Source organism: Aquimarina sp. MMG016, assembly GCF_018100805.1.
Lineage (GTDB): Bacteria > Bacteroidota > Bacteroidia > Flavobacteriales > Flavobacteriaceae > Aquimarina.
In genome coordinates, this window is the sequence record NZ_JAGJEA010000003.1 from 234450 (window position 1) to 248421 (window position 13972).

The following is a 13972-nucleotide window of genomic DNA, read 5'->3' on the forward strand; positions in this document are numbered from 1 at the left end:
CTAGAATGAATTTTTCTTTGAAGTCCCGGATCGTGTCTCCTGAATGGTATACACTCCTTCTTCGGTTTCTTTTTTAACCCGTATCAAACCACCTTCTTTGTCATATTCATAGAATGTAGCATAATTATTTTCATCCAATTCTGCCCGCAACCACTGCGTTGCCGGATCGTACACAAATGTTTTCATATTACCGTTAAAAGGGTAGATTCTAACATCATCAAAATAGACTATACTATTAGTTTCTTGCGCAGCATTATTTCTAAGTGATATCGTCATAACCGCTGCATCAGATGGAATAGTAAAACTAGAGGAAACTCGCTGCCAACCATCTATTACTGCACCTTCAGGAATAAAAATAGCTTGATCATTTGTAAGTGTAATTGTATTTTTATTGATATCTAAATAAGACAAATCAATTGAAGAGTTTACATATTCTAGTGCAATCTGATCAGTATCTTCAAAATTAGTAAACACTTGTGGTGAAGCTTCAAAACCGGAGATTGAAGCTTGTTCACTTTCATGATTTTCATAAAAATCAACTAAAATAGAGTTCGAATTAGTAAATAAATTAAAATCAGAAGTGATATAAAAGTTTCCGTTTCGAATCTCAACATCTTTAAATTTGATACTGATATGATTTTTGGGTAAATCCTTAAAAAGAATAGGAAAGTGAAATGTTCTTTTAAAATTGAATCCTAGTTCATTAACCTTTAAGGTTACTCTTGGAGTTATATAGGTAAACTTAGGACCTCCTCGGTTTAAAGCAAAAGAGAATCCTACAGAACGTTCCTGTCCATATACTTTCTCCTTTTTCAAACTGAAATCATATATGGTTAAATTTCTATCTGTATTTCCTTTCACAAACGGAAGCAAGCCTTCTACATCCCCATCAAAATCTAAATCATTCTTAGGAACATATACCGATGGTATTGGGGTTTTATTTAAAACTTTATTCTTTAATTGTGTAATCAGATTTATAAACTGACCTTTCACATCATCAAATTGTAAGGTTACAGGATCTTTACCTATTTTGGTACTTTCGCGAACCCATCCACTAATTACATATTTGCCTCCAGGTTTTGGAATAAACTTAATACAGCTAATTCTTTCAGGTTCTTCGATATCATCTACTTGTACTGTTACTGCAAGTATCGCCGAAGCCTCACACAAACCTTGACCAATTCTGGTATAATAGGTTACTCCTTGTTCTAATTTGGTTCCGGCTCTAAAGATTTCATCTCCAAATTCTGAAGTATACCAAACTGTATCGTCTGGATATCCATAAAACTTAGTCAATAAACCAATTACAGAATTTTCGGGTACTACAATATCACGATCATAACGCTTATTTAGTGAGGTAACATCTATAATCCTTATTCTTACGGGAACACGAACTGAATTTTCATTGGCTCCATAAGTCTGTACTGCATAATATGTTGTGTTATTACTTAGTAAAGTAGCTGTATCCAGAGAGGTAGTACTTGTTTCATTGGCATACCAAACGATTGTATATTCCGGATTTGTAGTTTCCATAAATATATCTGCAATTGTTGGATTATTATTGCTACAAAACACCTGATATCCATCTCCTTTTGGTTTGGATACACCTATCTGAACAGTTACCTGAAGTCGACAGGGATTATTGCCTTGTGCAGCATAGTATGTATTGCCATCAATCAGCATAGTATTATCAAGTAAAGGAGCAGTACTATTCTCGCTATCGTACCAGGTTACATTAACTCCTTCTGCTACCAGGTTGTTAACTGTTGGTGTATCCAGCAGATCAAAATATTGATTGGTATCTCCTCTAGGAGCACCTAAATCGAAAACAATTTCTACAGCTACTCTATTATCAACTCCATTATCTGCCCATACAATAAGTTCTGATAAGGAATATAAAGATTGGGTCTCATTATATAAAACTCCACCTACTTGCTCGCTATACCAGTTAACAGTACCATCTAATGGTGCTTGCAAATCAGCAAACGTAAGTTCATCTGTTCCCAATGTACAGAATCCTTGTGTACTAATATCAAAACATGTATTAGTCATTGACGTAGACTTTTGATACACTCGTATCCCATCAATAAGTACATAGACAGGATATGAATTATTTATATCAGAAGCTGACGAATGAGCACTAAATTCTATCTGTTCGGAACTATTACTAGCTATAAACTCTAGTTTAGATCTTTGCCATGATACATTCGATGAATTTGGTGCCATCGGAATTGATGTTTTCGTTTCACTACCCAATTGAACTTGCCATGAACCATACGCTTCTTCCCAAAGTTCAGGGATCAATAAATTGGTAGCATTTGCTTGATAAAACTCAATAACATACGTTACTCCCGGTGTCATCCCTGATATTTGTGCTCCAAACGATTCTGTTTGATCATTAGCTCTCAATGCTCCAGCACAAATCCCTCCATTGGGAGAATTGCTAAAATTATAGACTAAATACTGGTCATTCGTATTGTTAACGAGTGGAGGTAAAAACGTATCTGGAGTTCCCTGTTGTACTATCCATCCCGTGCCTCCAAGCATTCCATTTCTTCCATTGGTTAGCACATCACTTGCTAACTCAAAGGAAGTATCAACACCTATCGCTTCTAAAAGATTTGTACAGTCTTCTACCACATCCGTAACCACTATTGTTATAGGATTTCTTTCTAAAACAAGATCAGGATTGGTTATGATACTGTTAGTAGCTAAAAAGTAATATACTCCTGCATCAGCTTCTGTAACCTTAGTTATTGTAAACTCCTTATCTGTAGCTCCCGCTATTGGACTTACCGTTTCACCTATCTTTTTATACCACTGATAGCTATTATTTTCGCTGATTAGTTGGCTACTGGAAAGGGTAACAGGATCATCTAACAATACTGTGTTAGTTTCTTCTTCATCTACGTTAGCTTGGAGATTATATCGAAACTTATCTCCTATTTTACTTTTATAGGCTAAAAACTCATCTTCAAAATCTGAAAATATAAACCTGTTTTGCTCTATTCCAAATATTCTTAATTTCGGTAAACCAGTAAGATTAGGAATTTTTCCTTCTAATTGGTTATTTTGTAGATAAATAGTACTAACATTAGTTAATCCAATGAATTCCTGAGGTATGTTTCCAGATAACTGATTTATATGTAAGTATAAAGATTGTAAGTTCTCTAATTGTCCTAATCCAATAGGAATAGTACCCGAAAGGAGATTATTACTCAAATATAGAATACGTAATTCTGTAAGCTGTCCAAAATTTTGGGGTATACTACCTGAAAGCTGGTTACGGTGTAGCATCAGGTGTGTCAAATTAACCAATCCTCCTAATTCTACTGGAATACTGCCGGTTAACTGATTATTACTAAGAAGTATTACTTTTAAGTTTGTTGCTAAACCTATAGAAGCTGGTATTTTACCTGTCAATTGATTTTGATCAAAGTCCAGGTTTTCCAGGCTTGATAAATTAGTTCCGAAACCAGAAGGAATTTGACCTTCCAGCTGATTCTTTTTGAAATTTATAACTTTAAGCGTATTTATATCCCCTAAAGTCGCTGGAATTACTCCGGTTAATTTATTATATCCCAAATACAATTTTTTTAGAGACGATAATTCTCCGATACTAAGAGGAATTGATCCTTCTAACAGATTTTGTCCAAAATTGATGTACTCTAACGTTTTTAATCTACTAAAATCAAGATCAATAGTGCCTGTTAATTTATTTTTAAAAAGGTTTAAAACTTTAAGTTTATCTAAATTTTCAATTGTTTTAGGTATAGAACCACTTAATTGATTGCCTCCTAATTGTAACTCAGTTAGGGAAATTAAGTTTCCTATCTCTTCCGGAATAACACCTTCTAAATTATTAACACCAAAAGCCAAATATTCTAATTTTGTTAATAATCCTATGGATGATGGAATCGCTCCACTAAAATTGTTATTAACCCAATTAATATAGGTTAACAATGTTTGCTGTCCTAGTTCTTCAGGTATTGTTCCCCCAATATTATTCTCCATAAGGCTCCAACTGGTCATGTAATTTAATTGACCAATCGAAGATGGTAAAGTACCGGTTAGATTGTTATTTCTAAGATTTATCATAGAAATATGACCTTCCTTTACCGTAACCCCATACCAAGTACTTACATCACTATTAGGGTCATTAATTTGCCAAACACTATCGCCAGCAATAGTGTTTGTCCAATTATCACCGTTAGTTGAGTTATACAAATCGATTAATGCATCACGCTCTGCTTGTGATACCTGTGCTAACACATTATGAATTCCAACAATAAGGAATAAAAAAATCGTTATTCTGAATATATATCTATTTGAATTTTTCATGTCTTAAAAAAACTAACTGTTTTTATATTAATTCTGTGGAGTGTATGATGCATAATCGATGTAAACATCCTGGTATGAAGAGCCTTCACACTTTTGGGATTCAACCGTAGCATCAATAATAATTGCCGGATAGCCACCTTCGTTTAACGGAGTTCTTTCTTGCTTATGCAGTAATTCAAACCTTGCTTTTACCAGCTCATCAGAATGGCCATTACTTTGTTTATTTCTTATCCCAATATCTAGTTTTACAAACGCAAAGCCTGTAGCATCCAAAGTAATTTGACCTTCTTTTTCGATACTATTATCTTCTTTTTCTAAAGCTACTTTTTCATTGACAAGTACTGCCCACCCTAGTCTATTAGAGTAATTAAGCATCGTTATTCTATAATCTACTACTGCATTTGGTTTACCCTGGATTACAAACGTAGACAACCTACCATGGCAATACTTAGTTTCAAACTTGTTATTATAATTAAATCCGGGACGGTCATCAATAGTAATTCTAGCATTGGTAATTATGGGTCTGGCATCATCATCGCATACATCTCCCACACCATCACCATCATAGTCATATTGATCTGCATTGGGAGTATATTTACAATTATCTGTAGAATCATCTTCTCCATCGTTATCAATATCTTTTTTCTCTTTTAGTTCTCCTACTAATTCTCGTGTAATAGACGCTTCATTTCCTGCTCCAATTAAAAGGCTATTATTACCTGTATGTGCATATTGATCATTAATCGCGGCACCAGAGTCTTCTATAGACTTTGCAAAATTAAAGTGTCCATTCTTACGGGTAATACTAGAGCTATAATCTTCAAAATTATCCGCTCCCATATCCAGATAACTGCTATTAGATGCAACTGCCACCGGCAATGTGAAGCCATATCCATATTGTGCAGAGGAACGTCTATTTAGTGCATCTTTATTTTCTAGCTCTACTCCATAAGGATTGTAGATAGAAACTTCACTGGCAAAAGTCCAATCCTGATCTACTGTTGTTGATTTTTGCCATTCTCCATTGTTTATTGTATAAAATGGTCTAAAATCTTTATAGAAACCTTCAATTCTTGGTGATGCATTATCGCTCATCCTTCTAGAGGTTAAATAGGCATACGATGATTTTGCACGCCATTCTCCTTTTACATTATAGAGATATGGATTAAATCCTAAGCTAGTTACCTGGCTTTCTGCAACTGCTTCATCTTTATCTAAAACTAAAGATGCATTTGGTAGATTACATTCGCATTGTGACTCCCATAAATCACTATAAACAACTGCACTACTATTGATAATTCTAAGATCTTCATCCAATGTACTGCTCTCTGATACGTTAAATGATTCTGAATCTATGTTTTTAAGGTTACCATCTGCATCACGAATTGGATTATCCATCATAGTAAGTGATGCCATAGAGGCCGTTTGCTGATTCCTTCTACCCGATCTAACAATTTTAAAACGTAAATCGAATATACCAAGATCGCTAAAAAAGGTATCATCAAGTAGCATTCCTTCTGCATTCATCAATTGTACACCTGTACCACTGTCATTCATACCCACTACCCATACCTTGCCAGAAGGTATTTGAAGCATTTCATTAATACCAGTTAACAATAATTCATCTCCTTTGGTTAAGAAATCTGAGGCCTTCTCTCCAGATACTTCAAAATAATTAGGGTCTAATGACTCTAACTTAGCTGCAAGACCAAGATTTTTTGAAGCTAATCCCATAGTATCATAGTACCAATATGCAGGAAAATTGAAGTTATAGTATTGATCATTATACTCATTGATCGTCTGAGTTAACAATACCTGTCCTGTATCTGCATCCCAAGCCAGATTTTTAGTGGTTACTTCGGACCCCAAATCAAAGGCTTTGGTTTCTACCAATATCCCAGATCTATGAATGACTTTAGTTGTAGTTGCTACTCGAAGAATATCTTCATTTTCAGAAAGCACAGGTAAAGGTACAGGCACAATTCCTGGAAGGATCCCGGCTAAAAATGCTGTTAAATTTGCATTAACTCCATAAAAATTTGAAGTTGACATATTCTCCCTAAAATCATTTACTACTTCGTATTCAACTCCTATAATTTTATCCTCTCGTACTTCTCCATTGCTGGCTATTGTAGGCAATGTATTCTTTAAATTTCCTTGGCTATCCAAATGATAGAAGTACTCTACACCAGAAATAGGTTCTTCTTGGTTCTCGGCAAATACTTCTTGTTTTCTGGGTTTGCCATTCATATTATTGGTTTCTACTACAAACCCCTGTGATAGTGTAAGATGATTTTGACTATCCGATTTTTCAGTTAGTATTGTTAGAGACTTGTTTTTAAAATCTGTTAATTTATTGATATCCGTATGATCTGTTAGCGTTGGATAATCATTAGAAGTGTAGAAAGTATGTACTACTTTTCCTGTGGCATGTTTATTTACAACTCGATCTTCTTCTTTTCTATCAAGATTTTTTACGGTTACCTTACTATATGTTACCGTAGCAGAAGGAAAGAAAGAGCCTCCAATTGGTTTTTCGACATAATTTGATGCTTGCGGCGCTAGTAATTTCTCTTTTTTAGTATCCCCTTCCTCATCATAAAATGGTTCTATAAAAGGATTCTCCTTACTGCCATTAGGTTCAAAGGTTGCTACCCCACTAGAAGTACCGTTTTCAAGTTCATAACTATATTCTTGGCCATAGAACTGTTTATAGATTGGATTATCTATATTATTGGTCATTCCGCCCCAACCATCATGAAGCTTAATTTTCTTTACGCGAACTCCACCTCCTAATTTACTTCCGGTAGGGTTCAATAAACGAATCCAAGATTTTTCTGGAACAAACTGTTGTGCGCACTTCTGTTCTTGAAGCTTTCCATTTGGACCTTTAAAAATGGTAGCTATTTGTGTCAAACTTCCTCCAAGGTCATCCATTATAGAAACAAAATCATCATTATAATTATCTCCACCCAGGCTGTATACCACTCTGTTTAAATAAGAACGCCCAAAATACCAACCGGCCTTGGTTATTGGGTTTACTTCTTTATCGCTATTAACCCAACCACCTTCTTTTTCTACTTTTTTAATTTGTAAGGCAGCAAAAGTACCCTCTGTATTGCTCACCAAGTTTATATCCGAATGCAATTGCAAATATCCAGACACATAATCATATTGATTGTTACTCTTTCTAGTATTCACCATATTGAGTAAAAACTTGAAGAAAATCGGTTTATTTATTTGATCTCCAATATAATTGTCTTTAAAATCTTGTATCAGTTTTGAAGTTACTTCTTGTTGTTCATCACTAATCTTTACATACAGATAATTGGTATGATCTCCTTTGTCATATAACGCTGTTTTGTAAAGGTCATCTATAGAAGGGCTAGGAAGATTACCTACTCCCACTACCTTGTACATCTGCATCGCTTTTCGGTTCTGCACGTATTGATACTCATCAGACTCTGTTTCTACTTCTAATTTCCCTCCTGATGGTAAATCAATAGAAGTCAACGTCCAGGCAGCAGAAAAAGCATCTTGTAATTCTTTATCATTTTGCTGTACGTAAGCGAATTCTGGAGCTGTTATTGGATCCTTAATATCACAATAGGCACCTGTTTTTGGATTAAAATGAACGATACCATCCTCATCTTTTTCTATCCAATCCGAAACAACTGGTTTATAATTACCCCAGATGTCATAGGACTTTAGGTTATAATCAGGATTAAAGCTATCGTAGTTAAAAACATATGGAGTATGTTTTCCCATTTTGGAAGCTCGATAGGTGAAATACACTTTCTTTAACGTTAATTTACCTCCTTCATTACTCAACTCATTAGTTACCTCATTAACTCCTAAATTATTGGGGATTTCTTTGCATAAAGAATAATTATACTCAAAGTAAGCTGATTTAATTGGTGATATCTCTGCTAAAGATGGATCGTTATTATCATCTTCATCTTCCAGGCGATCTTTATAAACATCATACTCGGGTTTTGAATATAAATCTATGCGGTCAATTTTTTGCATATAAGAAGTTCCTTGCCCTCCGTGCTGATCTGTTACTCCAATCCCATCTTTTCTGTCAGATAAGCGAAAAACAGCTACATGTGTTTTGGTTTCAATTTTATGAATGTAGGTTAACTCTTTTTCTCCATAAATATAATTCCCTTTTTGATCATAAGGATTGGATTTAAGACCTTTGTTATAGCTTGCCATATTTTTTTCATAGGGCACTCTCCATTTATAGTTTTGTTCTGCTTTTTTATAATGGAATAGCGTGTAAGTCCCTAAGTCATCCTCTGTAGGGCCATCTAAACTTCTATCTTCATAATCTGCAGATAAGATACTACTCAATGCATAGCTATGTGCATACGCAGGAGTTGTAACTCGATTAAAAAAATGGTCACTTTTTTGACCTTCTCTATTACTTTGAAAAATCGGATTATATCTTACCAATCCCGCTGCACAATCAAAATCATCACTACCAGACACATCAAACGTAGCTTCAACCTTCTCTTTATTGTAGGCAGATTTTCCAAAATTATAGGTACTTCCGTCCGGTTGAAGCACTTTAATCCCGACAGTGTGATGGTCTAGTACGAATGACTCATCTCTTTTTTCTATAAAAAAATCATTTGCTGCTTGTATATTGGAAATTTTCTGAATGCTCTGATTTCTTTTGGCTCTTTTTGTTCGTTTAATTTTTGATGAAATTTTCTTAGAATTATATGCAACTTGACCACTTCGCTCATAAGTCTTATATTGATAGTTAGGTCTTGCTGATCTACTATATTTACTTCCATCAATCTCTAATTTAAGAGGCGCTTCTGCTAGTAACTCTTTCGTAAACAATTCTCCATTATCATCCACATCTAGTGATCCCGAAGTTTTAAAATACACCGGTTCATATCCTGGTTCCGTTTTTGTATCTACTTCAAATTGCGGTAATGCTAGATTCTTATTTTTCCAGATTCCTGTAGTTCCTTTAGAATCTGTAACCGTAATATCAAGAGCCGTATATACTGAATTTCCAGATCCAAACTGAGCTCCAACATTAGCCCCTATACTTTTATCTGTCGTGCTATTATCAAAAACATACCCCACCTGACTTCTAAAAGGTCTAAACGTACCTTGGATTCCTTGTCCTTGTAGCGTATACACATCATAGGTATAATTGGTAATAGGTAACACTGTTGTGTGTTTATTAAAATTTCTGTCTTTTTCTCTATTAAAATCTAAAATTGAGTTCTCATCTCCATACTCTGTATATTCATACCCATATACCGGTAAGCTTTTATTTTTATCTTTAATCTCCTGATAAGATCCATATCCATCTATTTGTCCTTGGAAATTACCTCCAAAAGCAGTCGGTCCTAATGCAGCTCTAAAGCTAAAACTACTATTGGTCAAACCCGTTCTTTTTTGTGGAGTTATAGTTGGAGTATTAAAGCTATAACTAAAACCAGAAGATATCCCAGAAGAAAAATCCTTAAACCCCTCTTTTCCTTTTGCCTGAGTTTGTGTGGAACGGCTTAAATTAAAATTATTCAATCCTTGTCGCGAATTATAAGAAACACCTATTGAGGAGCTATTTGTTATTTCTCCGGTATAGGATTCGTTTTCAAATTTGTGTTTCTTGGACATACTAACACTAGGGCTTACTGTCACTCCTTCTGCCACAGAAGAAGAGAAATCAGCACCCAATTTTATATTGTCATTTATATCAAATCCAATTCCAAAAGTCGGTTTAAAAGTAATACCCTCATAATTATTATACTGTACCCCTAGTCCAAATTTTAATTTGGATAGATTTGAGATATCGTCATCTTGAGAATCGGAAGAAGTATTAGTTAATTTTTCACCTTTTTCGTTACCAAAAAAATCAGCACTTAATTTAAAAGCAGAACCTATCGTTATATTTTTTTTCATATCATTTTCATACACCATCTCATCTCCCTTAAAATCATCAGGGATTCCACGAACCTGTCTATTAATCTGACCTACATTAAGATTCCAACCCAGTCCTACCCAGGAGGCTTCCTGATCCATGGTAATCCCAGAATCATACGAAAGGTTTAAAGGATACCCTCCTACATCCATAATAGGGATATTGTAATTGAAATTACCTGAAGTTAAATTCACCATATCGGATGTTCCGATTGGTGTAAAGGAATTAAACTCAGGTTGACTAGGTCCACTAGTCAATGCATATAACTGTATTGGCTGTAATGTTTGAACAATTAATTGAATAGCCAGATAACAAGCTATCCCCTTCGATAACTTACTAGTTCGAATACTTTGAATCATATGTTAATGATTTAAAAGATGTTTATTTATTAGAAATGTTGTTTTTACAAAAAGCGTTGTGTAAAATGATTTTTGTAAAAAGTTTTACCTGAAATAGTGTTTTTCTGTTTCATGATTCGATTGATTTATTGTATGTGTGTATTTAATAGGTTCAAATCTCTTACTATTTGTTTGTAAAAAAGAGGTCAAACTTTTGAAATGATCACTATACTTTCTGAAATGTCAGTTTGAATTGCTGAAGTAAAAACGACAAAACTTAACGGTTTGGTCAACAATCACATTAGTAAGAATAATTAGCTATTGCTTAATTATTTTTTTATTCAACACTTCTCCCATTTTATCTTCAATTCTTAAAACATACACTCCTTTTTGAAGAAAACTTAGGTTAATATAGTTACCCTCTTGTATTGATAGTAACTGTTTCCCTGTATTATCATACAAGGATAACTTTATATTGTCTTTATCAGTTTTGATAGACAGGTTCTCCTTGGCAGGATTAGGAAATATACTAATTGAAATTTCTAAAAGTTGATTATTAGGAACTGACAATACATTATTCTGTCTATTCTGGGTAAATAACCAACTCCACATCTCATCATTCATATAGGTTTCTGCCCATCCGGCATGTCCTTGTTTACCATAAAAAGTGGCAGCAACACGGGTATTAGGAGCAAAAACACCTTCTTGAGTATCCCAACGCGTGTTTTCTACCAATTGCATGGTAATATCTCTATTGGCAACATAATAAGGCCGTGGATGATAATCCCAGACAGAGGAATTAGTCCCTGTGAGCTTAGCTAATATATCTGCCGTTTTTATAGTATTATTAGTCAATGCTTCATGCCTAACAAATAACCAAGCCGGTAATTTACTTAGCGGTTCTGAATAATCAACTAATGGATTTGCGGGAGCAATGGTTACAATTCCTGCTATTAACTCCGGATATTTTTCTGCAAATCGAAGCGTTCCTGTTCCTCCTGCGCTTAAGCCTGTAATGTATACTCGGTCCAGGTTAACAGGATAATTAGCTATAGCAAAATCATAAATCTGCTTTACTTGATCTGCTGCGTTACTCGCCCACCATCCTGAACCACTCTGAGGAGACAGTATGATTGCTTCGTAATCTTTATTTTGAGAATTGATAGTACTTGGTGGATCTTGAGCACGAGTATTATTACTACCTAATAATTCATTCTGTAACGCCATTGCAGATCCGTCTCCATTCTCTCCAATACCATGAAGAAAAATTACCAACGGATATTTTTGACCAGAGGTATCGTCAAAATTTTCTGGTAAATATTCCAAAAAACCATAGGATAGGTTATTATTGATTGACTTCTCCACTATAGTTTGTTCTCCTGGAGTTCCATAAGGAGGTATTTGTGCATTGCTTTTTTGGACTAATACAGTGAAGAAAAAAATACTGAAGTATATACGTTTCATATTGATAAGATTGATGAATTTCTATTAGTTTAAATCTCATCATATTTATTGATCAAAGAGTATATAAACTTTTAAAATGAAACGTATACTTGCTGAAAGACTAATATGAGTTGCTGAAGTGAAAAGTTAATTTTATAATCATAAAATTAAAAAACCGGATTCTTAAACTATAAAGTTCAAATCCGGCTTCTAATTTATTACGTTTTTTTCTTAATTATTCTACTACAGGTATATATGATGTTAATTCTCCTATATATGAAACTTTTAATTCCTTAGTAATATCATTAAGATAGGTATATGTGATATCTGCACTAATGGTATAAGCCTCTCCTACTTTGGTAATTTTTATAGTTCCTTTAGAAGCCGGATCAATACCTTCTACTGTTGCTGAATCAAAATCGCGATCTATATAATATATAATAGGTCTTGTCTCTCTTTTTGATTGATTCGCTACTACTATATCTCCACTATAATCAACATCATACTCTCCTTCTAAAGTTCCATCTTCTGCAAAAAGTGTCATAAAAACTACATCTCCTTTTCCTGTAAGATCAAACCCATCAAACGTGACTGCATCAGAAAGCAATTGTATATCAAATCTTTTATTTCTTTGGGTAAAATTACCTTTGTCTATGGCATAAGCTTCTGTATCTACAGTAAATTCATTTTTTATTTCTTCAATAATAGGAGTAACCTCATCATCGTTGCCACATGAGATAAAGTTTAATGATAATACAGCTAAAAATAATAGGGTAATCTTTTTCATAATTTTGGGTTTAAAAATTTATACAAATAACATTTTATTGTTACGTTTTTTTCAGGGTAAGTTTCTGAAATGCAATTATCAACTGCTGAAAATGTGGTTTTTATTTCTAATATGATAAGTTAGTTGACTTATATCTGATCGATAAACTGCAATAGCTCTTCTTTTCTTTCTTTAGAAATAGAGACTGTCATACCATTATCCATAATAAGGTAGCTACCTTCTTTTTTGATGTATTGTTTAATATGCCCCATATTAATAATAAATGATCGATGAGGACGATAAAAATGAGGGCGATCCTGCATCATGGTGTCAAAATGCTTTAAAGGTTTACTAATAAGAATTTCTCCTTTAGAAACGGTATATACCTTAGTATACATGCCATCTGCCTGAAAACATATAATATCGTCTAACTCCATAAAGAAAATCCCATCGCTTATGGGTAATGCAATCTTATGAAAGCTATTATTTTTGAAAATATGAGAAAGCTCATTGAGACGATTATGAATTTGATTTCTTCCGATTGATTTTTCTGCCTTTTCTACAGCAAGTTGAACCTGCTTTGGTCGTAAGGGTTTTAACAAATAATCAATTGCTGAAAACTGAAATGCTTCTATAGCATACTCACTATAGGCTGTAGTAAATATAATCTCAAAAGTTAGATCATCCTTATCCAAAAAATCTAGCAATTGTAAACCTGAGTGTTCAGGCATCTCGATATCCAGAAATACAATCTGTGGTCTTTCTCTTTTGATGATTTCAACTCCCGACATTAGATCCTCTGCCTCGTAGACAGTTGTTACGGTTGGACAATATTCCTCTAGAGTTGTCCTAAGCAATTGTCTTGCTTTTTTCTCATCGTCTATAACTATAGCGTTAAATCCCATACTTTTATATTCTATAAATAAACTAAGCCTATCTATTGTTTTCAAAAACTTCCCGAAAAATTAATTGTTACAATATTTTAATTTTGACAAAGCAATTCTTTTACATTTGAAATATCCAGATAACGTTTTCCCCTTAGCCAACTGGTATGTCAAATAGATAGATTCCAATAATAATTATATTGGCATCTTATATTTATAAATTATTACATCCGCAAAAATATGAGAGGTT

5 protein-coding genes are annotated in these 13972 nt (G+C 34.0%); all 5 read right to left on the bottom strand.

Translation table 11 applies throughout. The annotated features are described in order from the left end of the window. The 5 genes from J8M14_RS07310 to J8M14_RS07330 all read right to left on the bottom strand — a co-directional run bounded on the left by J8M14_RS07310 (position 1) and on the right by J8M14_RS07330 (position 13788). Positions 1 to 4341, bottom strand: a complete 4341-nt coding sequence (locus tag J8M14_RS07310) for a hypothetical protein (protein WP_211073941.1) — start codon at positions 4339 to 4341, stop codon at positions 1 to 3. Between the two features lie 27 nt (positions 4342 to 4368). Next, positions 4369 to 10650 carry a thrombospondin type 3 repeat-containing protein gene (locus J8M14_RS07315; protein ID WP_211073942.1) on the bottom strand — a complete coding sequence of 2094 codons (6282 nt, stop codon included), beginning with the start codon at positions 10648 to 10650 and terminating at the stop codon, positions 4369 to 4371. Positions 10651 to 10947: 297 nt separating this feature from the next. Then, positions 10948 to 12093: a T9SS type A sorting domain-containing protein gene (locus tag J8M14_RS07320; RefSeq protein ID WP_211073943.1), complete on the bottom strand. Its 1146-nt coding sequence runs from the start codon at positions 12091 to 12093 to the stop codon at positions 10948 to 10950. A 214-nt stretch (positions 12094 to 12307) separates the two neighbouring features. Then, positions 12308 to 12859 carry a hypothetical protein gene (locus J8M14_RS07325; protein ID WP_211073944.1) on the bottom strand — a complete coding sequence of 184 codons (552 nt, stop codon included), beginning with the start codon at positions 12857 to 12859 and terminating at the stop codon, positions 12308 to 12310. A gap of 128 nt (positions 12860 to 12987) precedes the next feature. Beyond that, positions 12988 to 13788, bottom strand: a complete 801-nt coding sequence (locus J8M14_RS07330) for a LytTR family DNA-binding domain-containing protein (protein WP_247672578.1) — start codon at positions 13786 to 13788, stop codon at positions 12988 to 12990. Between the last annotated feature and the right edge of the window lie 184 nt (positions 13789 to 13972).

What these genes read in the sequence shown, in the direction of transcription:
- J8M14_RS07310 (WP_211073941.1), bottom strand. Translation starts at nt 4,341, where the DNA reads ATGAAAAATTCAAATAGATATATATTCAGAATAACGATTTTTTTATTC.
- J8M14_RS07315 (WP_211073942.1), bottom strand. Translation starts at nt 10,650, where the DNA reads ATGATTCAAAGTATTCGAACTAGTAAGTTATCGAAGGGGATAGCTTGT.
- J8M14_RS07320 (WP_211073943.1), bottom strand. Translation starts at nt 12,093, where the DNA reads ATGAAACGTATATACTTCAGTATTTTTTTCTTCACTGTATTAGTCCAA.
- J8M14_RS07325 (WP_211073944.1), bottom strand. Translation starts at nt 12,859, where the DNA reads ATGAAAAAGATTACCCTATTATTTTTAGCTGTATTATCATTAAACTTT.